The organism is Neobacillus sp. S1115, from assembly GCF_055385565.1.
This window is the reverse complement of the sequence record NZ_AP038275.1, coordinates 3,215,348-3,241,218: the sequence shown is the minus strand read 5'-3', so window position 1 is coordinate 3,241,218 and position 25,871 is coordinate 3,215,348. Positions and strand designations below refer to the sequence as shown.

At 40.5% G+C, this 25,871-nt stretch carries 21 protein-coding genes, 1 rRNA gene, 2 pseudogenes and 3 riboswitches; of the genes and pseudogenes, 15 read left to right on the top strand and 9 right to left on the bottom strand.

The window, feature by feature from the left end; all coding sequences use genetic code 11:
- Positions 1 to 8 precede the first annotated feature (8 nt).
- Positions 9 to 266, top strand: coding sequence for a fumarylacetoacetate hydrolase family protein (locus ACZ5B7_RS15750; protein WP_464490013.1), 258 nt, complete (start codon positions 9 to 11; stop codon positions 264 to 266).
- Positions 267 to 662: 396 nt separating this feature from the next.
- Here the strand turns inward: ACZ5B7_RS15750 and ACZ5B7_RS15745 are convergent, their stop codons facing one another.
- On the bottom strand, positions 663 to 1,103 hold the full coding sequence (locus ACZ5B7_RS15745; protein WP_464490012.1) for a GNAT family N-acetyltransferase: 441 nt from the start codon (positions 1,101 to 1,103) through the stop codon (positions 663 to 665).
- Positions 1,104 to 1,438: 335 nt separating this feature from the next.
- On the opposite strand from ACZ5B7_RS15745, the gene ACZ5B7_RS15740 reads away from it, so the two are divergent.
- Entirely contained in the window at positions 1,439 to 2,365 is a 927-nt protein-coding gene (locus ACZ5B7_RS15740; protein WP_464490011.1) for an alpha/beta hydrolase family protein, read from the top strand.
- A gap of 565 nt (positions 2,366 to 2,930) precedes the next feature.
- Here ACZ5B7_RS15740 and ACZ5B7_RS15735 read toward each other — a convergent pair.
- Positions 2,931 to 3,110 carry a small, acid-soluble spore protein, H family gene (locus ACZ5B7_RS15735; protein WP_464490010.1) on the bottom strand — a complete coding sequence of 60 codons (180 nt, stop codon included), beginning with the start codon at positions 3,108 to 3,110 and terminating at the stop codon, positions 2,931 to 2,933.
- A gap of 258 nt (positions 3,111 to 3,368) precedes the next feature.
- Here ACZ5B7_RS15735 and ACZ5B7_RS15730 point away from each other — a divergent pair, with 258 nt between their 5' ends.
- Positions 3,369 to 4,931: an ATP-binding protein gene (locus tag ACZ5B7_RS15730; protein WP_464490009.1), complete on the top strand. Its 1,563-nt coding sequence runs from the start codon at positions 3,369 to 3,371 to the stop codon at positions 4,929 to 4,931.
- Between the two features lie 32 nt (positions 4,932 to 4,963).
- On the opposite strand, the gene ACZ5B7_RS15725 is transcribed toward ACZ5B7_RS15730, so the two are convergent.
- Positions 4,964 to 5,728, bottom strand: coding sequence for a DUF3891 family protein (locus tag ACZ5B7_RS15725; RefSeq protein WP_464490008.1), 765 nt, complete (start codon positions 5,726 to 5,728; stop codon positions 4,964 to 4,966).
- A 127-nt stretch (positions 5,729 to 5,855) separates the two neighbouring features.
- Here ACZ5B7_RS15725 and ACZ5B7_RS15720 point away from each other — a divergent pair, with 127 nt between their 5' ends.
- Complete coding sequence (locus ACZ5B7_RS15720; RefSeq protein ID WP_464490007.1) at positions 5,856 to 6,581, top strand: hypothetical protein; 726 nt, start codon at positions 5,856 to 5,858, stop codon at positions 6,579 to 6,581.
- A 40-nt stretch (positions 6,582 to 6,621) separates the two neighbouring features.
- On the opposite strand, the gene ACZ5B7_RS15715 is transcribed toward ACZ5B7_RS15720, so the two are convergent.
- Positions 6,622 to 7,425 carry a metallophosphoesterase gene (locus ACZ5B7_RS15715; RefSeq protein ID WP_464490006.1) on the bottom strand — a complete coding sequence of 268 codons (804 nt, stop codon included), beginning with the start codon at positions 7,423 to 7,425 and terminating at the stop codon, positions 6,622 to 6,624.
- Between the two features lie 127 nt (positions 7,426 to 7,552).
- Positions 7,553 to 8,356 carry an alpha/beta hydrolase gene (locus tag ACZ5B7_RS15710; RefSeq protein ID WP_464490005.1) on the bottom strand — a complete coding sequence of 268 codons (804 nt, stop codon included), beginning with the start codon at positions 8,354 to 8,356 and terminating at the stop codon, positions 7,553 to 7,555.
- Between the two features lie 198 nt (positions 8,357 to 8,554).
- Here ACZ5B7_RS15710 and ACZ5B7_RS15705 point away from each other — a divergent pair, with 198 nt between their 5' ends.
- Positions 8,555 to 8,965: a hypothetical protein gene (locus ACZ5B7_RS15705; RefSeq protein WP_464490004.1), complete on the top strand. Its 411-nt coding sequence runs from the start codon at positions 8,555 to 8,557 to the stop codon at positions 8,963 to 8,965.
- Between the two features lie 152 nt (positions 8,966 to 9,117).
- On the opposite strand, the gene ACZ5B7_RS15700 is transcribed toward ACZ5B7_RS15705, so the two are convergent.
- Entirely contained in the window at positions 9,118 to 9,423 is a 306-nt protein-coding gene (locus ACZ5B7_RS15700) for a DUF4257 domain-containing protein (protein WP_213145988.1), read from the bottom strand.
- A gap of 182 nt (positions 9,424 to 9,605) precedes the next feature.
- Between ACZ5B7_RS15700 and ACZ5B7_RS15695 the strand changes: the two are divergent.
- Positions 9,606 to 9,983 (top strand): annotated as a pseudogene (locus ACZ5B7_RS15695) (2-hydroxycarboxylate transporter family protein); the annotation flags it as partial.
- Between the two features lie 213 nt (positions 9,984 to 10,196).
- Entirely contained in the window at positions 10,197 to 11,900 is a 1,704-nt protein-coding gene (locus tag ACZ5B7_RS15690) for an NAD-dependent malic enzyme (protein WP_464490003.1), read from the top strand.
- Positions 11,901 to 12,060: 160 nt separating this feature from the next.
- Here ACZ5B7_RS15690 and ACZ5B7_RS15685 read toward each other — a convergent pair whose 3' ends face one another.
- Positions 12,061 to 12,840 carry an alpha/beta fold hydrolase gene (locus ACZ5B7_RS15685; RefSeq protein WP_464490002.1) on the bottom strand — a complete coding sequence of 260 codons (780 nt, stop codon included), beginning with the start codon at positions 12,838 to 12,840 and terminating at the stop codon, positions 12,061 to 12,063.
- Positions 12,841 to 13,197: 357 nt separating this feature from the next.
- Here ACZ5B7_RS15685 and ACZ5B7_RS15680 point away from each other — a divergent pair.
- The 4 genes and pseudogenes from ACZ5B7_RS15680 to ACZ5B7_RS15665 all read left to right on the top strand — a co-directional run.
- A pseudogene (locus ACZ5B7_RS15680) lies at positions 13,198 to 13,872 on the top strand (flavin-containing monooxygenase); the annotation flags it as partial.
- Between the two features lie 1,092 nt (positions 13,873 to 14,964).
- Positions 14,965 to 15,840 (top strand): alpha/beta hydrolase, encoded by an 876-nt coding sequence (locus ACZ5B7_RS15675; RefSeq protein ID WP_464494504.1) that lies wholly within the window; start codon positions 14,965 to 14,967, stop codon positions 15,838 to 15,840.
- Between the two features lie 341 nt (positions 15,841 to 16,181).
- A complete protein-coding gene (locus tag ACZ5B7_RS15670) occupies positions 16,182 to 17,405 on the top strand; it encodes a metallophosphoesterase family protein (protein ID WP_464490001.1) in 1,224 nt (407 codons plus the stop codon).
- A 134-nt stretch (positions 17,406 to 17,539) separates the two neighbouring features.
- A riboswitch (cyclic di-GMP riboswitch) is annotated at positions 17,540 to 17,627 on the top strand.
- Between the two features lie 28 nt (positions 17,628 to 17,655).
- Positions 17,656 to 17,871, top strand: coding sequence for a hypothetical protein (locus tag ACZ5B7_RS15665; RefSeq protein WP_423797994.1), 216 nt, complete (start codon positions 17,656 to 17,658; stop codon positions 17,869 to 17,871).
- Between the two features lie 69 nt (positions 17,872 to 17,940).
- Here ACZ5B7_RS15665 and ACZ5B7_RS15660 read toward each other — a convergent pair whose 3' ends face one another.
- Together ACZ5B7_RS15660 and ACZ5B7_RS15655 are read right to left on the bottom strand one after the other, a co-directional pair.
- A complete protein-coding gene (locus ACZ5B7_RS15660; RefSeq protein WP_464490000.1) occupies positions 17,941 to 18,807 on the bottom strand; it encodes a TIGR03943 family putative permease subunit in 867 nt (288 codons plus the stop codon).
- A 16-nt stretch (positions 18,808 to 18,823) separates the two neighbouring features.
- On the bottom strand, positions 18,824 to 19,717 hold the full coding sequence (locus ACZ5B7_RS15655) for a permease (protein WP_423802625.1): 894 nt from the start codon (positions 19,715 to 19,717) through the stop codon (positions 18,824 to 18,826).
- A 203-nt stretch (positions 19,718 to 19,920) separates the two neighbouring features.
- Between ACZ5B7_RS15655 and ACZ5B7_RS15650 the strand changes: the two genes are divergently transcribed.
- From ACZ5B7_RS15650 to ACZ5B7_RS15635, 4 genes are all read left to right on the top strand, one after another.
- A complete protein-coding gene (locus ACZ5B7_RS15650; protein WP_464489999.1) occupies positions 19,921 to 21,102 on the top strand; it encodes a methyltransferase domain-containing protein in 1,182 nt (393 codons plus the stop codon).
- A gap of 32 nt (positions 21,103 to 21,134) precedes the next feature.
- Entirely contained in the window at positions 21,135 to 21,914 is a 780-nt protein-coding gene (locus tag ACZ5B7_RS15645) for a hypothetical protein (RefSeq protein WP_464489998.1), read from the top strand.
- A gap of 174 nt (positions 21,915 to 22,088) precedes the next feature.
- Positions 22,089 to 22,189: riboswitch (glycine riboswitch) on the top strand.
- Between the two features lie 2 nt (positions 22,190 to 22,191).
- A riboswitch (glycine riboswitch) is annotated at positions 22,192 to 22,252 on the top strand.
- Between the two features lie 169 nt (positions 22,253 to 22,421).
- Positions 22,422 to 23,810, top strand: a complete 1,389-nt coding sequence (locus tag ACZ5B7_RS15640) for an amino acid permease (protein WP_464489997.1) — start codon at positions 22,422 to 22,424, stop codon at positions 23,808 to 23,810.
- A 496-nt stretch (positions 23,811 to 24,306) separates the two neighbouring features.
- Positions 24,307 to 25,856 (top strand): 16S ribosomal RNA (locus tag ACZ5B7_RS15635).
- Positions 25,857 to 25,871 lie beyond the last annotated feature (15 nt).

Sequence of the window (25,871 nt, the reverse complement as noted above, 5' to 3'; positions counted from 1 at the left end):
CTTAGTTTATGAAATTATTAAACTTTAATGTAAACGGTGAAATACGACAGCCTTCCAATACAAAACATATGATTTTTAGTTGTGCAACAATTGTAAGCTATATTTCAAAACATATGACACTGAAACCTGGGGATCTTATTTTCACTGGAACACCGGAAGGAGTTATTTTAGGTTATCCAGAGACTGAAAGGATCTGGCTAAATTCTGGGGACGAAGTGGAAGTTTCTATTAAAGGAATTGGTACATTAAAGAATGTCTTGGAATAATACTTAATAGATAGCTAAATTTTAAAGACTAGTTAGAAGTAACATAGGATAGAAAACCAACAACAAATAGAAAAAAATCAATGCCACCAGGCCAAAGGTGGCATTGATTTTTCACTATGATGCATGAGAACCGTCCCCATGCATCTACCCATGCATCTACCCATGCATCTAATATTAATTTATATTTTTCCTGAAATTGCGCTTTTCTTGCCTAATACGATGAAATCATAAAAGGAACCTTCTATAGCTGGACCGGACATGTTACTGCAGTTCGGTCCTTTTTGTTTTAATTAACCGATGATATTTTAAAGAAACTATTGAATCTGTTCAAAGATTATTGTGTCCAGCATAGGGTAGAGGGAGAGGTAAATGAGGCATGAGAACCGTCCCCATGTCTCACTTTACATATTCTAACAATATTTCTCCATGTTCCCTACGCCCAGTATCTTGAAAACCAAATGCTTGGTAAAATCGATTGGCGTGTGTATTTTCTTCTTTTACGCCAAGGATGATGGTGTTGCTGCAGTCCTCAAGATTTGCAAGAAAGTTTACAGCTTGTGATAAAGCTGCTCGGCCATATCCCTTTCCCTGAAAGGCCTTATCAATCATAAAGCGAATAATCCAATAGGTTCCATCCTCCGGGTCCTTGCCGTACATTAGAAATCCTATCATTCTATCATCTAAATAAATTCCCATCGGAACAAAGGATTGCTCAAATTTTGACTCTGCCAGCGAATATAAATTTGAGGCAATAAAGGACTGTTGGTGAGGGGCAACCTGTAATAGAATGCAAGCCTCCCAATTTTCGTTAGTTATTGGTCTCAATGAAATAGACATGTGTTTTTTATTCTCCTTTTAGTTTAAAAAATAAATTCCCAAATCTTTTAGGAAAATTATAAATTATTAGGGAAATATTGTATATATTCTTTATATAAGCACACCTTTGAGAAATGGATATAAAAAATTACATATAAAGAAATTTGGCAGCAAATCACAACTCCAGTTCGAATACCGCACATGCCGTACTAGTCATTGTTTATTTCTTCTAACAATCTAACAAATTCTTAATTTTATGGTAAAATAATCCTGTATTATGCGATAGGCCAAACTAACTATCTGTTAAAACAAAAATACCAAGTGATTAAATTGAGATAAATAGGGGTGGACATAAAATGGTTGAAGAAAAAATTGTGGTTGGTGAAGGAACAAAGTATCCGCTTAATGGAATCTTGAGTATTCCTGAAGAGAGGAATGGTAGCATTCCAGCGGTGATCTTGGTTCACGGTTCCGGTCCAAGTAATATGGACGGCAAAGTAGGAAATAATTTTATTTTTAAAGAATTTGCTGAAGGTTTGTCGGAAAGAGGAATTGCCGTCATTCGCTATGACAAGAGAACCTTCGTATACGGTAAAGAAATGAAACACGATACTGGATTGTCGGTTAAAGAAGAAACCATTGAAGATGCCATCCTTGCAGCTGACATGTTGCGAAAGGATCCGCGGATTGATCCAAACAAAATTTTTATTATCGGACATAGTATGGGCGGGATGTTAGCTCCAAGGATTGACGCGGAAGGCGGAAATTTTGCCGGGATTATCATTATGGCTGGTTCACCACGAAAATTTGAAGAAATCATGATGAAGCAAAACGATCTTGCTTTAAACTCGTTGAATAGGGTAGTGAGATTCATTGCTAAGAAGCAGGTAGCAGCTTTAGCGTCTAAGTTAAGCAACGTTTACACCTTAACCGATGAAGAGGCAAAATCTACGCCAATTTTAGGGAAACACGTCAGAGCCTATTATATCAAAGAAATGGGCGAACATCCTGCAATTCAATATCTTAAGGATTTAGATAAACCTATATTAATCATGCAAGGAGAAAAAGACGTCCAAGCAACCGTTGAAGATGATTTTGAAGGTTACAAAAAGCTATTAAATCAAAAACCGAATGTCACATTCAAACTATACCCAAACCTAAATCACCTATTTATGCCAGCTATCTATGCGAATATCCTAAAAGCCCAAAAAGAATACAAAGTTGCCCAAAAGGTAGACAGCCAAGTACTAAATGATATCTCCGATTGGATCCATTCACTTTGAGGCATGGGGACGGTTCTCATGCATCATTTTAAGGTCCTTTATGGAGTCTGCCGAATATCAGACCGACATGTTGCTGCATGTACGGTCTTTTGTTTGATATGGTAAATTATATAAGAAGGGGAGTAATCGGGTTTTATTTTATTGGGAAGATTAATTTTTTGTATGTCATCTAACTCTATTTTAACTTTTTGGGGGTGTGAGTTATTCTTGTTATTGACTTTCTAATAGATATTGCAGGCGAAATTATTGAACATTTAATCCCCAATCCCACCGCCAAGTTTGAAAAGAACATGATCCGGTTAAAAGATGAGGTTTGGTTTTCAGAGTTAGAAAAAGATTATCGATACCAATATATTATTTATAACAACCGAAAAGTGAAGCGCTTTTTAAGCAACGAAACAAATGTTAAAAAAATTACTAGTATGGACTCGGAAAGGGAGCAATTCATTCTACTAATAAAAGAAGAGCATGAAAAATTCGTGGGGCTACGTAAATAGGAAATTCTGTTCTTCCAATAAAAAGGCTGTATCGCCATTACGATACAACCTTTCACTTAACAGTCCTTTTATTTCTCCACCAAACCATCAATTGAAACAAGCCGCTTTTCATCATGCGTCCCTCTTTGGGAAACTAACGCCATACTCGAAGTGTCCTCAATGCTTTCAATCCAAACTGGAATACCATGGTACTGAACCGCTATTTCATTTTCTGCTGCCAATATTTCCTTGACCCTATTTAGATCCATTTCCATCACCTCAATGTTATTTTTCCAAAAAGTCATAACATTATAAGAAAATAAACCAAGAAAAAATAAAACAAGCAATGCCATCACCCCAAAGTGGGGGATGACACATGGGGACGGTTCTTTTGCCTCATTTTCTAGCGAAAATGAAGCATGAGAACCGTCCCTTTGCATCACCCGTCGAATTTTTTCGAAAAAGAGGAATTTAGTAAAATCTTGTCTAATATTAGGTAGTAATATTACTTTTTTATGAGGGATAAGATGAGCAAACATTACGAGTATATTGGTTCAAAGATAAAAGAATTGAGTGGGGATATTTTTCAAAGAATCGATTCACCTATTGGACAAGATAAATTCTTCAACCCCATATTTGAGGAATTGGATTACCCAAGGCATTCAGCGGAATACTTATTCTTTCATATAGGGGAGTTTTTAATTTGCCAGACTGAAGAACACAAAATGAACTTAGTAAAATTTGTGGAAGTCTTTGGTCTTCAATTAATAAAATCTAAAGCTTCTTTGGATCAATCGATCCATTTCTTGTACTTAACTCGTTGTTCAATTATCGATTTGCTAGAACAAGAATTACTTCAAGAGAGGATTCCGGTAAAAACCTACTTTGAAGTGATGAAAATAATTGAATATTTATACCAGCTTATTTCTAAAACTCTTTTGAATATTTACTCTGAGGAATTGTCAGTCATTAAAATAGCCTTGGATGAGTCGAAAGAGGATTTAAAAATGACACTTAGAGAGCATGCAGATTTAGAGAGAGCCTTAAATGAAGCGACCATATTTGCTATATCTGACCAAGAGGATAGAATCTTATACGCAAATGATAAATTTTGCAATTTATATCAATATACTAGAGAAGAATTAATAGGGAAAACACACGATATATTCTCTTCAAACTTTCATCCACCAGATTTCTTCAATGAAATATGGGACACCATTCAAAGTGGAAAGGTATGGAAGGGGGAAATTCTTAATCAAGCGAAGGATGGGAGAAAATATTGGCTAGATACAACGATCATTCCGTTTGTTGATTCAAATGGAGAGCGTTATAAACATATCTCCATTCAATATGATATTACTGAAAAAAGGAATTCAGAAGAAACGTTACGCAATACCGAGAAACTTTCGATGATTGGAGAATTGGCTGCTGGCATAGCCCACGAAATTCGAAACCCCTTAACAACCATTAGGGGATTTGTACAACTCATGAATCAAAATGGAATAGAACCTTACTACTATACGGACACCATTATTGATGAAATTGATCGTATTAATTACATTGTTAGTGAATTGATGATTTTTGCTAAGCCGCACCAGGTTCAATATAATGAATGTAATATTAATAGTATTTTAACCAGTGTGATTAAATTTCTTGAGCCGGAGGCAAACCTTAAAAATGTGGAGATTGAATTCGAACTTCCCATAGAGGATGTCATCATTTCTGGCGAAAGAAATCAATTAAAACAAGTGTTTTTGAATTTACTAAAGAATTCTATCGAAGCTATGCCTTCTGGAGGTAAGATATATATTTTGCTTGAAAGGACAACGCAAAATATAGTAATCACCATAAAGGATGAAGGTATAGGAATGGAGTCAGAACAGATTAAAAAACTCGGAGAGCCCTTTTTTACCACAAAGCAAGACGGGAATGGCTTGGGGCTGATGGTGAGCTATAAAATCATTCAAAACCATAAGGGATCAATTCATGTGAATAGCAACTTGAATCAAGGCACCACTTTTACTATTTCATTTGAAAGTCCTCAAAAAAACAAGATGAAACATGGGGACGGTTCTTTTGCCTCATTTTAGCGCAAATGAGGCATGAGAACCGTCCCCATGCATCAGAATGTGACTATTCTAATGGTTTCCGGTGTATCTGCATAAGCTTTCAGTAAACCGTTTAAGATTATTTCTTCTTTTTTAACTTCTTTAAAAGGTAAATAAACCTGTAATTGCTTGGAGAGGGGAGAATGTGAAAGTTCAACTGTTTCCAGATCAGTCCAGTGTGCGTGGATGGGCTGGTCATTTGCGAATGGAAACGCTTCCGGAAATCCATTTCGGAAAAAGGGGTGCTCATGTGCTTTTTCTACCCCAGGTTCGTTCAGGCAGATATAGAGGGAGAGGTTATCACAAAACTTAAGAATCTTGAGATGATACATGAACAGGTTTTCCATGTCAATATTTCCCTTGATTCCCAAATTATCAAATAAGTACTGGAGCCTCTTTCTTTCATCGGCAACAAATTCCTTAGCAAGTGGATCTACCTCGTTCTGCAGAAATGAAACAAAATGCAAACTGCAAAGAAGGCTGGCGTACTTGCTCATAATTTCTACTTCATCAATTCCTTTTTTATAAATAACAGTCTTTAACTTCATGGGGTGATCAATAAATGAGTATGGTTTGTCTTTTTCGTTATTCCATAAAGGCCATTCATCAGCTTCAATCCAGCCACGATCGTGTTCACTAATCGCTAGAACCACATCATCTTTCAAATCCAATCCGTAAAAATAATCATTTTTCCAAGACTGTACAAATATGCCTGATATCCTGGCGTGGTCATCCTGTTTTATCATAATAAAGCTATCTTCCCGCTCATAAATAATCATTTTCCCTCACTCCTTTCTAGAAATGCTCTTTCTTAATAAATATTTATGGGATTAGGAGAAATGCATAATTTTGTTAACGATTCGGCTATAGTTTTTATATATTTATATCCAATAGGGGGAAGTCATCATGCCAAACTTATCAGAGTTTCGACCTAGCTCAACTGGATTTAAATTCGGAAACAGCTTTCCAAATGTTCCGATAAAGAAATTTGATATTTTGGGTAGGCAGATTACAATAGGTAATGCATCTTACGGCCTTTGCGGCGGAATGGTTTTTGCAGTCATGGACTACTTTGAAGCAAAAATGCCAATCCCGTCAAATCCGGCAGCCCCTTCCGCTGGTCCGTTATTTGACTATATCGTTAACCGGCAGATTAATAGTTTAAATTTGCCCTTAGGTCTTATTAAATATTTGGTTTTGATGAATCCTGTACTCACGGACGATGAAACAATGGCTAGTAAAATAGGGGCTGCACCGCACGGAAGGTCCTGGAGTATGATTAAAAAGGAATGGCAAAGAATAAAAAATGATCTTGATCAAGAAAAGCTATCACCGCTTGGTTTGGTAAGAGTTAAATCCCTCAATCCTTTTGAGTTTGCAAAAAATCATCAAGTTCTTGCCTATGGGTATCACTTGAATGAAAACATTCTGTCCATTAATATATATGATCCGAATTACCCAAACGATGATCATGTCACGATCTCCTTAAATATTGGAAATGCCGCGTCCACAACAACCGTTGTGCATTCAAAATCTTCAGTGCCTATTTATAGTTTCTTTAGGACAGATTACAAATTTAAAAGGCCAGTGGAAGCGTCCGAATCGATAAATAAAATAAGCCGTTTTTTCTAGCTATTGAGAAAAAACGGCTTTTTCTAGTCAACTGGGAAATTCAAATCTCAATAACTTTAATCGTAGAAAAAATCTCTTCTTCCACTGTTTGGTGATGCCATTCATGTGGATAGTATCCTAATGGGTTGCAGATGATTTCAATTCCGTTATAGTGCTCATGGTATCTGGTATGGATATGACCGAAAATATACTTTTTTACGCCATACTTCAATGCCAATTCACCAAAACGTTCGCTGCCCATCATGGCATTGAAAAAGTCCCAAGATGGATCGCCCTTTAATTGTAAATATTTTTTAAAGGGAACGACATGTGTGACCATGATGATTTTTTTTCCGTGGTACTCCTTTAACCAGTTCTCGAGCTTTTCAACGTAACGGTCCGTTTCTTCGCCATCCGAACCCGGCCAATGGACATATTGCTTATCCGGCCAGGTAAAGTCGTTGAACGTGCCGATCCTAAATTGTTCTTCCGTGTACCCTTCGATTTGAAAACTATAATCGTACCAACCGCCATCACCAATTACGACCCAGTCATTATTTAATTCAACCGGGCCATTTCCAAGATTCCCGGGGAATTGAAGCAATTTTTCATTAGCGACCTTAGAATCTTCATCATAGACATCATGGTTGCCGTGCACAAATAAGAATTTAGTCTTCGGAAAATCATTTTGCAGCTTATTCAAAAGAGCAAGGCTTTTATCTGGACCCGCTGTCATATCACCACTGATCATAAACACATCGGGGTGATTGGTTTCCATCCATTTATTCAGAACAGCCATTATTTCGCTCTGAGTCCGTTTTCGATTCAAACCTTCATGAATATCTGATAAAATAGCGATTTTCATTCAAACAAACCTCCCTGCAAAAAAGTCCTAAATACAATTTCTTTAAAACCCATTCAATATCCTTTATTAAAGCAAAAAAGTGCCAGGCACCACTCATTTAAGAGTAGCTCCTGGCACTTATTAAAAATTACCACCATATCTGTGGTGCTTCCGTTTCTTGGAGAGTAGGTATTGTCTGTTCATCATTTTCCCAATTCAATTGCTCCAAAAATTGATACACATCTTCCTCGACGCGATTCCGTTCATCATCGAGTGTAATAATATGGCCCGAATTCTCATACCACTTGATTTCTTTTTTTGCAGATTGAATCCCGTTGTATATGATTTGCGGGCTTTCCATATCAATTACCTCATCATGCCGGCCTTGAACAATGCAGGTAGGTACTGTTATTTTATCCAGCTGAGAGGAAACATCCGACACTAGCCTCACTAACCCTTCGACCGCTGGCATACTGTTATCCTGAAATGAACTCAATTCGCTATTGATCTCTTGCTCTGTCTTCCCTTGTAACTCCTTGTATTGTTTGGCATAGACACGTACCATATTTGGCAGCGTTTCTTTATTTTTAAACCCCATCGGTGTACACATTGGGACAACTCCTACCAGTGGGTACTCAGTTGCCAGCTTTAAGGAAAAAACTCCCCCAAGTGATATACCCGCTGCAGCGATTTTTTCGTAGCCTTTATTTTTTAACAGCTGGTAACCCTCCAATACACTTTTCCACCAATCTTCCGGGGTGGAGTTCATAAGCTCTTCAGGCGGGGCGCTGCCATGCCCTTTATATAGGGGTGCATGGGAGGAGTAGCCTTTCTCTTCTAAAAAGCGGCCTAACATACGTACATCTGCTGTGTTGCCAGTAAAACCATGAAGAAGCAAAACAGCGCGGTCGCCGCTTTCAAACGTAAACGGTTCGGGTGCTTTTAATTGCATGTCCAAACTCCTTTTGCAGATATATGTTATGTTTGTTAGTTTTTGTCTTCCTTGGGTAATTCATTACAAAAATTAATCATTGGTGGTATTGGTTTTGTTTAATGTGAAAAAGAGTAGCGGACTAGGGAAGTTCTAAAGACACTCCTATTTCTGTTTTACATAAAATAATTTAGATTTGAGATTTGGGGGACGGTAATCATGAATGATCCAAAACAAATCCACAAAGTCAGCAAGAGCAGGAACGCTGAAAAAAGTAAAGAGATAAAAAAATTGGAAAAAGAGGTTGCCCTAGGCCTTTGGATTCAAGTAATTGGTCAGCTCATCGAATTAAAAGGTTTAACTGGGCTTTACCATTTGGAGGAAGATCAAAATAAAGTGGGAGAACAACAAATATTGACGGGTGTATGGATTAGGACTATTGGACAACTTCTGGAGGCGATATCTGTCTCAGGTCAAATAAACGAAACAGACCTCATTAAACTTCTGCAGGAGCAAAAGCTTGCCATAACAGGGGATATGCTTGTTTCAATTGGCTCCGCCTATGAAGTTATCGGAGGAATTAATGTGCTTGAAGAGGAGTCCATTAAGCCTACAATTATTGTTCCATAGAAAAAAGCCATGGGGACGGTTCTATTAGAACCTTTTTACTGTTGTTGGAGATGGTTTACAAAAAGGTAGGAGACTCGAAGTTGATTGAATTGCAAAAAACAGCACCAGTAGGTAAGACTGATGCTGTGCCGTTGAAAGCTATTCTATTGCTGTTATTGATTGTTGGATTTTGCTTTCTCTTCATTGTGCTGTCTGATAATTTTATAACTTGTAAGAGCTGCATCACCTGAAATTCCGGCAATTAGCGAGAAGAAGATATTTTCTATAAAGGAATTAGGAGCGGTATAAAAAACGAGAAGAAGCGCAGCAATGGCACCTAGGAGCATTTCCTCAAGAAACCCGAGATAAAGAAATTTTTTTGTTCGGCGCGGCATGACAATTTTGCCATGCTTCCGAACATGTCCAAGAATTCCGACTGTCCCACCAATTACTAAAGAGAAAATAATGTCATCCAACACTTGTTTCTCACTCTCCTTAAGCCTATTTTTTTGACCTAAGGTAAATCTTGGTGTATTACCATTATACTAAACTTGGAAACACAATAAAATTGGGAAAAATTCCAAATTTTTGGAGAAATGAGGCATGGGGACGGTTCTTTTGCATCATTTTCTTTAGTAAATGATGCACGAGAACCGTCCCCATGCATCAAGGCGCTTACCACATGTATAAATTTGTATCGGGAAGCCTGACTTGGCCATTGATGGTCGGCCTCGGAATGCTGTACATTCCACTTAAAGACGTGGTAAAAATCGTAACCCCTTCCTATGTAATCGTATGCATGGCTGTTGTTCTTGCGATGGTGACAACTGGTTACTTTGTCGGTAAGTTGATGAAAATGTATCCTGTCGACTCTGCCATTGTGACAGGCTGCCATAGCGGCCTAAGAGGAACGGGAGACGTTGCCATCCTTTCAGCTTCCGGCCGGATGTCCTTGATGCCTTTCGCACAAGTTTCAACAAGAATTGGCGGTGCGTCTACTGTAATTCTTGCCATCATGCTGCTAAAACTGTTAAGCTAACTTTTTTAAAAAAGGGATTACATGCAGGCGGCCATTTTTGCCTGCTTTATTTAATTACAAAAAAAGCAGAAAAGTTAAATAACCTAGTGAAAAAGAACAAAAATAACTACTATAGATAAATGAAGCATGGGGACGGTTCTTTTGCCTCATTTTCAATCGTTAATGATGCACGAGAACCGTCCCTGTGCCTCAACAAGAAAGAAGGAAATATCCATGAATGTTCCAGAGAATGTCATTATTACTTCGCTGAAAGGAAAAGAAGTTCTTTCCAATCCTTTTTTGAATAAAGGAACGGCTTTTACGAAAGAAGAAAGGGAGGATCTTGGACTCGATGGTTTGCTGCCACCTCGGGTGCTCACGCTTGAGGAACAGGTGAAAAAAGTCTATGAGCAATATTCGATGCGGACCACTAATCTGTTCAAAAACGGGGTGCTTTATGATTTATATAACCGCAATGTCGTTCTGTTTTACCGTCTGTTGAAGGAGCACTTAGCAGAGATGCTTCCAATTATCTACACTCCGACTGTAGGTGAAGCGATTGAGACATACTCCCATACCTACCGTCGACCAGGTGGTTTGTATCTTTCCATTGATGACCCAGACGGCATTGAAACAGCCTTTCATAATCTCGATCTGCCTAAAAATGGGATTGATTTAATCGTTGTTACGGATTCTGAAAGCATTCTCGGAATAGGGGACCAAGGGGTTGGCGGCATTAATATCGCCATTGGTAAACTTGCCGTCTATACAGCAGCAGCTGGTATCGATCCAAGCCGCGTTTTGCCAGTCGTCCTAGATGTTGGCACGAATAACCAGACGTTGATTTCTGATCCTATCTATATCGGAAACAAATTCGCCCGTGTCCGAGGCGAGCGTTATGGGGAGTTCATTGATTTATTTATCCAGACGGCTAGAAAGTTTTTTCCTGAAGTGCTTCTTCACTGGGAGGATCTTGGAAATGTGAACGCACGCAACATCATGGCCAAATATGGTGACAAAATTCTTACCTTCAACGATGACATCCAGGGAACAGGTGCCGTTACCCTTGCTGCGATTATGTCTGCCTTGAAAGTCACTGGCACATCCCTGAAAGATCAGCGGATTGTGATCTTCGGACCAGGTTCTGCGGGTATCGGAAATGCTGACCAACTGGTAGATGCGATGATTCTTGAAGGTCTAACTAAGGAAGAGGCCTATGACCGTTTCTGGGCAATTGATTACCGTGGGTTGTTGACTGATGAATCTGGGGACGTCTTGAATTTCCAGAAACCTTATTTGCGGAAAGCGGATGAAGTGAAGAACTGGGATCGGAATGAGGATGGCATCATTTCATTAATCGAAGTAGTCGGGAGGGTAAAACCAACCATTTTGATCGGTACTTCCGGACAAGCGAGCGCATTTACTGAAGAAATTGTAAAAGAAATGGCCAAGCATGTTGAACGGCCGATTATCATCCCAATGTCTAACCCGACTGCACTGGCGGAAGCAGTCCCAGAAAACCTGATCAAATGGACTGATGGCAAAGCGTTAATTGCAACTGGCAGCCCGTTTGATCCTGTGGTATACAATGGAGTTTCCTACGAAATTGGGCAGGCAAACAATGCATTTGTATTCCCAGGGCTTGGCCTTGGAGCTATTGTGTCAAAAGCTGAAATCATTTCAAAAGGTATGTTCACAGCTGCAGCTAATGCAGTTGCCCAAATGACAGACACTAGCACATCAGGTGCATCTCTCCTGCCACCTATTGAAAAATTGCATGCGGTATCAGTATACGTAGCAGTTGAAGTAGCCAAAGCGGCCATAAACGAAGGAATATCGAGGGCGGACATTCCGAATGTGGAGAAAGCAGTTGCCGAAGCCATGTGGGAACCTGAATATAAAGATATAAAAAGCGTGGGAATTTGGACAAGTATTTAAAAGGGTGATGCATGGGGACGGTTCTCGTGCATCATTCTTGGTGCGAGGATTTTAAGTTAACCCCTAAGATGCAATCAGACCGGACATGTGAATGCATGTTCGGTCTTTCAAATTTTGTTTGATTTTTTTCTATAGCAGTTGGCCCCATCCATTTATTCATTCATGCAGAACCAGCTGTTAAAAAGTGTAATACGACACGATTAAATTCATCTGTCCTTTCAATTTTCCCCACATGGCCCGCTTTTTTGATCGTATAAAACTTGGAGTTCGGTATTAATTTATGCATTCTTTTTTGATTGAAGGGGGGACAAATTCTGTCATTCTGACAGGAAATAATTAAAGTGGGAACGTTCATTTTTTTCAATGTTTGCCGATAATCAATTTTCAAACATTCGCTTACTCCTGGAAGCAATCCGTCAAGATGTTCGGACCAGATAGGCATGACTTTTTGAACGTTCTCTTCATTTTTATCATGCAAACATCTCGAAGTCGCTCCTGTGTGGAATTTTTCAATCGTCAAGTCACTTGTAAATTTTTTGTTTGTCCGCAGTAATAGTTTTTTTAACCACTTTGGCACATAAAACAGAGTGTTTGCAAGGATGAGAGACTTTATTTTTTCCGGACGTATCTTATAAATTTCCTGCGCAACCATTCCTCCCATTGAAAAGCCCAGGATATGCGCTTCGTTCAAGCCTAATTGATCCAATAACTCAACAATGTCTCTTGCAAACGCGTTGATGGTTATTTCTTGACTTTCTGAACACCTGGTTTTCCCAAAGCCCCGTAAATCAGGGATAATTAAATCGAAATGTTCTGCCAGCTCATGTTGAAATTTCCAGCCTTCTTTTCGTTCCCCCAACCCATGAATGAGTACTAGCGGATCGCCGCTGCCTAATCGATCATAATAGAGATTGACTCCGTTTACGGACGCGCAAAGCAAGATAATCCCTCCTGTTTTAAGTTAGTAAAGTATTATTCTTTTATTATAGAACAAAGAATCACGGGTATTGCGTTGTTTTTACTGCCATTAGGACAAAATTCAAAATATGGTGCATGGGGACGGTTCTAATGCATCACTTTTGTCGGTTCGTTCCACGGATAAGAGCAAATGGAACGAACCAAGCCGATATTTTCCCATGCTTATCCCTAATAAATAATTTACAAAAAATAGAAGAAACCAAAAGGAGTTTTAAACATCGAGAAAGAATATTATTTGGGAACGCTTACAATTAGAACACGGGGACGGTTTCTCTTCCATCATTTTGTTTAATGCCGTCAAGGGTAAGGAAAATGAGGCATGAGAACCGTCCCCATGTATCAAAGGAGGCATTTGTTGATGGCTTTGAATCAAGGTAGTGGTCAGGTGTTTGACGCTGTGGTGGTTGGGGCTGGGTTTTCTGGGTTGTATATGCTTCATCGGCTGCGGGAGGCCGGGTATTCGGTACGCGTTTATGAGGCAGCGGATGATGTTGGGGGCACCTGGTATTGGAATCGTTATCCTGGTGCACGATGTGACATCGAAAGTATTTACTACAATTATACTTTTTCAAAAGAGATTTTGGACGAGTGGACGTGGTCAGCCAGATATGCCGAGCAGCCGGAAATCTTAAGCTACATAAATTTTGTGGCAGATAAACTGGACCTAAGGCGCGACATTCAGTTCAACACAAGGATTACAGCCGCCCGCTACAATGAACAAACCCGAAACTGGGAGATCCGGATGGATGATGGCACTTTAGTCGCAGCTGAATACTTTATCACCGCATTAGGCTGTCTTTCTTCTTCTAACATCCCGAAAATTAAGGGTTTGGACAGTTTCAAAGGAGAGATGTACCACACGGGAAGATGGCCGCACAAGAAGGTGGACTTTAGCGGCAAGCGTGTCGGGGTGATCGGAACTGGTTCAAGTGGCATTCAAGCAATCCCGGTTATAGCAAAAGAGGCGGGACACCTCACTGTTTTTCAACGGACACCGCAATATAGCTGCCCGGCGCAAAACCATCCACTTGAGGCAGAGGAAATTCGGAAGACTTGGGAAAGTTATGATGTGATTAAACAGCAAATGCGTTACTCGCAGCACGGTGTACCATATGGTCCTCGGATGCGGTCTGCTCTCGAGGATAGCCCTGAAGAACGGGAACGATTATATGAAAAAGCCTGGCAGGAGGGCGGCCTATTTACACTTACCTACAATTACAATGATATAGCTTTGCTCCCAGAGTCGAATGAAACAGCCGCATCCTTTATCCGCTCCAAGATTAAGCAAATTGTTCATGACCCCGAAGTAGCACAAAAGTTAATGCCGACCTACTACTACGCTACTAAACGACCTATCATAGATACCAACTATTTTGAAACCTACAACCGAGAAAATGTCTCACTTGTTGATATTAAGGCAGCGCCAATTATGGAAATTACAGCAGATGGAATCAAGACGACAGACAACGAGTATGAATTAGATGTCCTTGTGTTTGCGACTGGTTTTGATGCCATGACAGGACCTTTATTTAAAATTGATATTCGTGGAAAAAACGATGTCTCGCTCAAGGATAAGTGGGCAGACGGCGCCGAGTTGAAGACCTATCTTGGACTAGCCACTTCCGGATTCCCGAACATGTTTATGCTAACCGGTCCGCAAAGCCCATCGGTACTAAGCAACATGATGGTTTCGATTGAGCAGCATGTGGATTGGGTTGCCGATTGCATTGATTATCTTCGTGAGCATCATTTGGAAGCATTTGAAGCCACTGAAGAGGCGGAAGTATTTTGGAGCCAGCAATGCCGCGCCATTGCCGACATGTCTCTGCTAACTAAAACAGATTCCTGGTACATGGGTGCGAATATCGACGGTAAGCCGCGCGGATTCCTTGCCTTTGCCGGAGGAGTCGGGCTATATCGATTAATTTGTGATGATGTTGCAGCAAGAGGCTATGAAGGGTTTACCTCCGTGCTAGCACGTGATAACCAAGATGATAGCAAAATAAAGGAGGGTTTTTTTAAGTCAAATATTGATCCGCAAGCGTGGTTTATTTTAAAGCAATTAGAGTCCGCCGGTGCCCCTCCTATGGAGCAGCTTACCCCTGAACAAGCTAGGATGGGTGATTTTAGTCTTTTAGCAGGTGCGCCTGAAGAGGTAGCCAAAGTAGAAAACAGGACCATTCCGGTACAGGGAGGGGAAATCCCTGTCCGCATTTACACGCCGGCGGGTGAAGGGCCATTCCCAGCATTGGTTTACTACCATGGCGGAGGCTGGGTCATCGGCAACCTGGATACTGTTGACGTGCCTTGCCGGATGTTGGCAAACAGGGCGGGTTGTGTCGTCGTTTCTGTCGATTACCGATTGGCACCTGAGAACAAATTCCCGACTGCTGCTGAGGATTCGTATGCTGCAGCTAATTGGGTGGCGGAAAATGCTGCCGAGATTCAAGTAGACGCTGAGCGTATTGCAGTAGGAGGTGACAGTGCGGGCGGAAACCTTGCAGCGGTTGTGGCCTTGATGGCTCGTGAACAGGGAGGCCCTTCATTTGCCTATCAAATGCTCATCTATCCAGTTACCAATCACGCTTATGACACGGACTCTTATCGTGATAATGCAGAGGGTTACTTTTTAACAAAAAATACAATGGTCTGGTTCTGGAATCATTATCTTCCTAATGAAGAGGATGGCCAAAATCCGTATGCTTCGCCATTATTGGCAGAGGATTTAAGCGGACTTCCGCCAGCGCTGGTGATTTCGGCAGGCTTTGATCCGTTGCGCGATGAAGGGGAAGCCTATGCGGAACGGCTGAAAGCAGCAGGTGTACCGGTGGAAGTGACGCGCTATGACGGAATGATTCACGGTTTCTTCTGGATGCCAGGTGTGCTGACGGAAGCGCATAACGCCATCAACCAGGCAGCCAATGCCTTGAAGGATGCATTTAATGCTATAAAAACTAGATAGATATATTGCAGATTTTTTAGGAGGCTAAATCAAAACTGGAAGAACATATATTTAATTAAACCATTGTAAAATTGACCTTAAAATAATCAAATGAAAACAGGGTGGTCCTATCAGTGGCTACTCTGTTTTCTATTAGCACCTGAATTTTGGTGTGATTTTTTTCGATTCTTTTTAATGGATTTTTTCATAATCATTAGGTGAATTATCTTTGTCTAGAATTCTTTACCAATTTATAATCAACAATTTACATAACCTATACAGAGAATTAAAATCTCCTTGCTATGTTAGTAATAGATATATTTTTTAAACTGTGAACTTAAAAAACTAGAGGAGGTTTTGTTATGAGTAATCTGGATTCACAAAAAGAGATGGACAGAAGGAAATTTATCAAAATCGGAGGTATAGGTACACTTGCATTAACATTAGGAGCAGCTGGCCTTCCAAAAGATTTGTTTACTGGGACAGCCTATGCCGAATTAAATGATGATATGAAGCTTCAATTTAATCCAGACGGCAAATTCAAGATTGTTCAGTTTAATGATACACAGGATGATGAAAATATTGACCGCCGTACCATACAGCTGATGGAAAAAGTCCTTGATACAGAGAAACCGGATTTTGTAGTCCTTAACGGAGACAACATCACTGGGGGCTGTGACACTCCTAGCGAAATGGAACAAGCCATCAACAATGTGGCCCAGCCGATGGAGCAAAGAGGGATTAAGTGGGCCATTACATACGGAAATCATGATGAGGATTCCACTCCAAAAAGCGGCCTAAATGAGGAAGATATGCTGGGTATTTATATGTCTTACCGATACAATATGAACACACCTGGGGTAAAAGACATTACAGGTACTGGTAACATGAATCTTCTTATCAAAAATTCAAAAGGGACGGATGCGGCGTTCAACCTCTGGCTGCTTGACAGTGGAAGATATGCTCCTCAAACGATTGCGGGTCAAGATTTTCAAGGATACCCGACATGGGATTGGCTCCGTATGAACCAAGTCAGCTGGTATTATGAGATGTCAAAAAAACTGGAACAGCAATGGGGGCATAAAGTTCCATCGCTAGTATTTATTCATATACCGCTTTGGGAGCACAGATTTATGTGGTTTGGAAGTGTTGACGGAAGAACGGACGCCCATCACGCGAAGGCCTTAATTAAACACAATATTGTGGGCGAAAGAAATGAAGAGGAATGCCCGGGGCCAATCAACAGCGGAATGTTTTCAGCCATGCTGGAAAGAGGGGATGTCAAAGGGGTCTTCTGTGGACACGACCATGTCAATACTTATATGGGTAATTATTATGGAATCTTACTTGGCTATTCCGGCAGCACAGGTTTTGGCGCATACGGCCTACCAGGGGCTGACCGAAATAGATTGCGCGGTGCCAGAGTTTTCAATTTAGATGAAAACACGAAGGACGTTCTTGTGGAAACTCATATGGTGTTTGCTAAAGATTATGGCATCGATTTGACTGCCAATGACCAAAGTACTGCGCCTGCGCCGATAGATGAAAGCAAAAAGAAAGAAAAAGTGATCAAAAGCAAATTTTAAAATGAAGCATAGGGACGGTTCTCACGCCTCAATTTCTAGCAAATATGAGGCATAAGAACCGTCCCCATGCATCTTTCTGATTTTTGGTATGTAATATTTGAAAATAATGTAATATAATTAAAATAATTAGTTTATTTAGATAAAGGCAAACCACTCGAAAGATTGGGACGCAAAGCTACAGGTCTAAGGGTTCGATGAAACTAGGATGGCTGAGCTGCCTAAAATAGTAGATATTTTAGGGGGATTTCATTTGACTACACTTGCTTATGACAACGAACTTGAAATGGATGTGGTGGAACTTAGTGATGAAAATATTATAGAGGGGTACATTACCGCTTTACTAAAAATGGCCGACAAAAATTATAAATTGTTAGAAAATGAATTGTTGAAAAGAAGGTTATTTTTGGTTGCCTTAGAACGCTACGATAGAAGAAAGGCGTTTTTCCACTCCGTCTTTTCTGACTAGAGCACAGAAGCCACTCGAAAAAGAAAGCTCCAAGGACTTTTTAAAGTGCTTGGAGCTTTCTTTTTTATATTAAAAACTATTCCTATAAACATAAGCATCTTTTGGCTGCTCAATGATTTTATAATCCGTCACTTTTAAAATAGGGATTTTCATTTTAAAAGGTTGATAATACATCGTGTCCATCGTTCCCGTTACTTCGTACCACTGATCATTTGGGATGTGGACATTTTCAGGAAATTGAATCATCATTCCGAACACACCAGAGTCAGCAATACAGTGAATAATCCCAAATCGGAATAAAAAGATTTGGTTGCCATTTAACCCCGGACCGTTATATGAAAAACCCTTCATCGTCATGGTTTTCCCAACAAATTCCCCGGAAAAATTGTAGATGACTTCCAGACCTTTTAAATAGTCCTCATCTGTTAAGGTAATATGGTCATTTCCTTTATACGATTTGAATTCCTTTTTGACTAAATCCGTAAATGCATCCTGGCCCATAAATTTACTCATGTCGGGATTTAATATTTGATGCATGCCATAACGGTCGGCCCCGTCCTCTAACGTAGGAAAACTAAATCCTTTGGCATTAACTAATTGTGAATCTAGGGTCGCTACCGGCAAAAACACACCTGTCAAAGCGGGAAGAACAATCATCGTATACGAAACCGTTCTTTTTAACTTTTTTCTAAAAGAAGGCTTTTTATGGTCATGTGAATGATCGTGATGGCATTCATGACATTCCAATTCTATCTCTGATTTTTTCTCTTTAATGTACCATCTGATTCCTTCTACAATAGTCAGGAAGAATAGGGCATAAATCATACTGTAGGAAAGAAAGGAATACTTCATATTAATATACTTCGAAATGTTTCCTGATAAATGCAAATAGAAAAACAAGTTGGTAAACAATAATAAAATCACGACGCGAAACATTTTCTTCCCTCCTCCTTTACAGTAATAGTGAACCGATAAATACGAATGCTGAAATTAACGAAACAAGCAGGATGACGAATTTTGGCTTGAACGTTCCGAACATCATCAGCAGGTTCTTGATATCAACCATTGCACCAAACACCAAGAATGTCACAATTGAACTTTGTGAAAATGTGTTTCTGAAAGACGAAGCAACAAACGCATCCGCTTCAGAACAAATTGATAAAATGAACGCCAGCGCCATCATGACAAGAACACCCGCTACTTTGGAATGTCCAAGTGCCGCTAACGTAGAAGTCGGAATAAATGTTTGCATCGCTGAAGCGATTAACGAACCCATCACCAAGTACTTCCCGACGTGGAAAAATTCATCGATGGTATGAGTGATCACGCTGACCAACTTTTGCTTCGTATTTTGTTTCGAATGGTCATGGACATGAACATGTTCATCCGCATTCAGCCTTAACTGGTTCGTCTTAACCACGAAAGAAAGAACAATCCCAACTAAAATCGAAACCACGATGGCAAACCCGGCACGATACCAAACCATCGTCCAGCTATTGCCAAAGGCGATGTACGTTGAAAAAAGAACGATCGGATTGATAATTGGTCCGGTGAGCATAAACGAAATCGCGGCGGGAAGGGCCACACCTTTTTCGACTAATCTTTTCGTAATGGGAACAATTCCGCATTCACAGCCTGGAAAAATTGCGCCTACGAAACTAGCAGTTATCACCGAAAGAATCTTATTTTTCGGCATGATGCGGACAATCATATTCTCCGAAACAAACACTTCGATCAGTGCCGCAACAAACGCGCCGATCACAATAAAAGGAATTGCTTCTATTATTATACTAATAAATATCGTGTTTAATTGTAACAATTGATTCATAGGAGATCCTCCTGTAATGAAGCCTCAGTTAAAAAACATACAAAATTATAACAGAAATAATGGCAAATGATAATGTTTTTCGTTTCCAGAAGTGGGAAATTTCTTAACCGAATTAATAAATCTTTTGAAAAAATCACAAAAACCTATTATCATAAAACTAAATGTTATTATAACCTGGTCTTAATATTAAGTAATAATTTAGGTAAACTGGAGATTATTGTATGTCAATTGAGACGAAACAAAAGAAACCTAATATTGACGACTATTTTAATTCACTCGGAATCAAAGAATGCAAAAGCAAGCTCGCCTTTTGGAAGCACGTCACTGCTGTAGATTCCGTCTTGGCGGAGGAACTGGAACCGCTTATTTCCCGCAAAAGGAAAGGGAACATATATGATGTGAAGAATCAAACCCTGCCATTTAGTTTAGCGGCAGAATCGTGGACGATGTCCTTTCACAAATCATTGCTCACCTGGGTAAGCCAGCAAAAGCAATTAAAGCCAAAGAGAATTTTGGAAATCGGGTGTGATAATGGATTGTCGGCATGCTGGTATGCACAGCTTTTTCCTGATGCGGAAATCGTCGGAGTCGACCAGTCGGAAAACGGAATCCAGTGTGCCCGGCAGTTGGCCAAGCAATTAGGGCTCTCAAACGTGAGTTTTTATCAAATCGGCTTTATGGAGCTCCTCGACCATTTTTCTAAGCATTCTTTTGATATGATTATTTCGGTACGCAGTTTTCATGAGATTATGGGACCCATTTTCATTCAAAAATATTGGTCACTGCCTGATCACCTGAAGGAAAAACCAACGTTTGGTGACAGCTGGTATTTACAAATAGTTGACTTCTTTTTAACCCCGAACGGAACTTATCTCTCTTGTGAGCGATTGGAGAGCCCGGCAGATGTCGGAAAGTGGGCAAATTTACTGAAAGAAGCCAATCTCCATGTACAATGGAGTGACAGTGAAATCATCGACTATTATGATTTTAGAACAAAAAAGCAATCTCCTGTCATCGTAGCGACAAAAAAAGAAACAAGACTTTCCACTTTGGAAGGGATGGAACACCTATATTCGAAAAATCAGCCGCTTATATTAGAGGCTGGCCAATCCTATACCACGGTGAATGCAGAGTTTGCCTTCCACCGACTAGGAGAGAAAACATTTCAATCTGGACAGTATTTGGCTGTACCCAACCACTGGTTTATGTATCGATTTGAAGTTTGGGAAACGAATGATTTTCTGCTCGTCTATTGCTATGGTAATATGGGGTATCGTCAGTTGGACATTCTTCCTGCCGGGACATACGGAGAGGCAGAGCTGCTAATCGAGCAGGCAGCCGGCCAGTTCTGTCACCTCGGACCGATTGTAAAGTACAACAGCCTGAAAGACCGTCCAGAATAAAAGCTTCATTTATAAGGAAGGGGGAGTCATGGTTGAAATCCAATGCCCTAAAAGGTTATCGGAAATTAAGAGATATCTATGAAAATAATCTGACAGTGGAATTGCTTTCAGAAGAGATCAAGACATGTGTGGCGGATGATGATGCAGTCGCTGTTAAAAAGGAAATGTTTGATTGCGATTTTGATATTTATGGGGTTAAACAGGGCGGAAAACTTATTGGATACGTAAAAAGAGAAGATATAAAAAAAGAAGGAAAAATAAGTGAGTTTGTTGAGGATTTTCATGCCGATAACCTTATTTCAGATTCCACTTCTTTGATTGATTTGCTGGATATTTTTCAGGAGAGAGAATTCACCTTTATCCTTGAAAAGAACAAAGTTACCAGGATCGTCACGGTGGCCGATTTGCAAAAGCAGCCAATAAGGATGTTGGCTTTTAGTTTCGTTTCACTTCTGGAAATGTATATCATTTCAGTGATTAAAGAATTTTATCCGGATGGCAGCTGGGCTGATAAGTTAACAGAATCAAGATTAACCAAAGCAAAAGAGCTTTTGGAAGAGCGGTTAGCAAAAAATGAAGCCCTGACTTTGGTGGACAATTTACAGTTATCCGATAAAGGCACGATCATTCGGAAAACGCCAAAATTAGTCGAGCTGCTAGGCTTTGAATCAAATAGTCAATGCAAGGAATTTTTCAGAAAAATTGAGGAATTACGAAACAATACAGCCCATTCCCAAGAAAAAATTTACCATGACTCAAAGGAATTTATCACTATACTTCTACAATTACAAAAGATACTAAACGTAGATTGATTGGGTTGAACTATAAGCCAGAGCAGAAGTGTTCAATGGAAAAAAACTCCTTATATTTGGGCAATCAATCTTATTTTTATAATAAGGAATTTTTCCTGAATTATATATATTCTGAATATTCGATTGACATTGTTTATTTGATAAACTAATATGAAATTAAATTCATATTAGCGGATGAATATTATGGGAGAGACTAAACGCATCGTTTAGCACCGAAGGAGCAAATTCCAAAAATCAGGTATCAATCTCTCAGGTAAAAGGACCATAATAGGACGCATCTCTGGAGAGAGCCCATGGGGCCGCCAAAGGAGTCAAACTCTCAGGTAAAAGGACAGAGAAAAGTAGGAGAACCCCTATTTTTCTCTGTCCTTTTTTGGTTGAGAGAGATGGGAATAAGTAAATAAAGGGGCTGGATATTTAAAAGAAAAAATGAAAGCGCTTTTTTATGCCGATTTATGAAACCTATTTTGGATATTAAAATTGCAAGCATCAGGAGGGGAAAATGATATGCAGGAACAAAAATTGGCTAGAGGATTAAAAAACAGGCACGTACAGCTAATCGCTATTGGCGGGGCTATCGGTACAGGTTTATTTCTCGGGGCGGGAAAGTCGATCCACTTAGCTGGACCATCGATTTTATTCGCTTATCTGATTACAGGCGTCATTTGCTTTTTAATCATGCGTTCATTAGGAGAACTGCTTTTAAGCAACTTGAACTATCATTCTTTCGTTGATTTTGTTCAAGATTATTTTGGTAATATGGCTGCCTTTATCACCGGATGGACCTACTGGTTTTGCTGGATTACGATTGCAATGGCGGATTTGACAGCAGTTGGAATTTATACTCAATATTGGTTTCCCCATGTGCCACAGTGGATGCCAGGATTAATTGCCCTCGTTTTTTTACTCATGATGAATCTTGCAACCGTAAAACTATTTGGTGAAATGGAATTCTGGTTTGCATTAATTAAAGTCATCGCCATCCTAGCACTCATTGTAATTGGTATTTTTATGATTTTTAAGGGCTTTTCTACAGATTCAGGACCATCGAGTTTTACGAATCTATGGAGCCATGATGGGATGTTCCCGAATGGCATAAATGGTTTTATCCTCTCATTCCAAATGGTCGTCTTTGCGTTCGTAGGCATTGAACTTGTAGGACTTACAGCTGGGGAAACAGAAGACCCGGAAAGAGTGATTCCAAAAGCAATCAATAATATCCCTATTCGTGTTATCATTTTCTACATTGGTGCCCTTTTAGTCATTATGAGCATCTATCCATGGAACGCAATCAAACCAGCCGAAAGTCCATTTGTCCAAGTATTCGTGGCAGTTGGTATCGCAGCAGCAGCAGGTATTGTCAATTTTGTTGTTCTCACATCTGCAGCTTCGGCATGTAATAGTGCCATCTTTAGTACAAGCCGTATGGTATACTCACTTGCAAAAAATAATAATGCACCAAAATCACTTTCTAATCTTACTGTACGTAAAGTACCCTCCAATGCATTGTTCTTCTCAACTGTTGTTATTTTAATTGGCGTTGCTTTAAACTATATAATGCCTGAAGGAGTATTTACACTGATCACTAGTGTTTCTACTGTATGTTTTATCTTTATATGGGGAATTACTGTTATTACCCATTTAAAATATCGTAAAACAAGACCGGATTTAGCGAAAGCAAACAAGTTTAAAATGCCGTTTTTCCCAATTGCCAACTATTTAATCCTTGCTTTCCTTACGTTCGTACTTATCGTACTTGCACTTGCAGAAGATACCCGTATTGCTTTATTTGTCACTCCAGTTTGGTTTATTTTGCTGATTGTGATTTATAAAATGCAAAAAACGAAAATAAATAAAGCGGATGAAGTGAATCGTGGGCCGGTAGTAGGAAATTAATCTGTACTATTGAAATTGTGTGGACTATTTATAGGAAAAAAAACACTAAACTCTTTCTTTTTCGAGTTTAGTGTTTTTTTCCTAACGCTTATTTATTGTCTGGAAATAATTACTTGTTGATAACAATATGAAAAAGAGATATATTATAATTCCTGTCGCCAATCAGGTGACTGAAATACAGTTGATAAGCTTTTAAATGATGATGTATTGGAAAAAACTTTCTGTTGCATCAAAATAACAATGATGTTATGATGTGAAAGTTGCTCTTAAACAGAGTGTTCTGGTCAATCTCAATTGGAAAAAATTGCTGATTGATAGATTGTTAGAAATGCGATATGATAGTCATTGTCGCTTCTGAAAAAGCGAAAGACAAAAGCATTGATAGTTCTTTGAAAACTAAACAAACAAAAACGTCAACAAACAATAATTATCATGTTTCTTCTATTAGATAGAAAACATGAGCCAACGTAACATTTTTGAGCTAATCAACTCAACTTTATTGGAGAGTTTGATCCTGGCTCAGGACGAACGCTGGCGGCGTGCCTAATACATGCAAGTCGAGCGAATCACTGGGGCGCAAGTCCCACTGGTTAGCGGCGGACGGGTGAGTAACACGTGGGCAACCTGCCTGTAAGACTGGGATAACTTCGGGAAACCGGAGCTAATACCGGATAATTTCTTCCCTCACATGAGGGAAGGTTGAAAGTCGGTTTCGGCTGACACTTACAGATGGGCCCGCGGCGCATTAGCTAGTTGGTGAGGTAACGGCTCACCAAGGCGACGATGCGTAGCCGACCTGAGAGGGTGATCGGCCACACTGGGACTGAGACACGGCCCAGACTCCTACGGGAGGCAGCAGTAGGGAATCTTCCACAATGGACGAAAGTCTGATGGAGCAACGCCGCGTGAGCGATGAAGGCCTTCGGGTCGTAAAGCTCTGTTGTCAGGGAAGAACAAGTATCGGAGTAACTGCCGGTACCTTGACGGTACCTGACCAGAAAGCCACGGCTAACTACGTGCCAGCAGCCGCGGTAATACGTAGGTGGCAAGCGTTGTCCGGAATTATTGGGCGTAAAGCGCGCGCAGGCGGTCCTTTAAGTCTGATGTGAAAGCCCACGGCTCAACCGTGGAGGGTCATTGGAAACTGGGGGACTTGAGTGCAGAAGAGGAAAGCGGAATTCCACGTGTAGCGGTGAAATGCGTAGAGATGTGGAGGAACACCAGTGGCGAAGGCGGCTTTCTGGTCTGTAACTGACGCTGAGGCGCGAAAGCGTGGGGAGCAAACAGGATTAGATACCCTGGTAGTCCACGCCGTAAACGATGAGTGCTAAGTGTTAGAGGGTTTCCGCCCTTTAGTGCTGCAGCTAACGCATTAAGCACTCCGCCTGGGGAGTACGGCCGCAAGGCTGAAACTCAAAGGAATTGACGGGGGCCCGCACAAGCGGTGGAGCATGTGGTTTAATTCGAAGCAACGCGAAGAACCTTACCAGGTCTTGACATCCTCTGACACTCCTAGAGATAGGAATTTCCCCTTCGGGGGACAGAGTGACAGGTGGTGCATGGTTGTCGTCAGCTCGTGTCGTGAGATGTTGGGTTAAGTCCCGCAACGAGCGCAACCCTTGATCTTAGTTGCCAGCATTTAGTTGGGCACTCTAAGGTGACTGCCGGTGACAAACCGGAGGAAGGTGGGGATGACGTCAAATCATCATGCCCCTTATGACCTGGGCTACACACGTGCTACAATGGATGGTACAAAGGGCAGCGAAGCCGCGAGGTGGAGCCAATCCCATAAAACCATTCTCAGTTCGGATTGCAGGCTGCAACTCGCCTGCATGAAGCCGGAATCGCTAGTAATCGCGGATCAGCATGCCGCGGTGAATACGTTCCCGGGCCTTGTACACACCGCCCGTCACACCACGAGAGTTTGTAACACCCGAAGTCGGTGGGGTAACCGCAAGGAGCCAGCCGCCTAAGGTGGGACAGATGATTGGGGTGAAGTCGTAACAAGGTAGCCGTATCGGAAGGTGCGGCTGGTTCACCTCCTTTCTAAGGATATAAGCT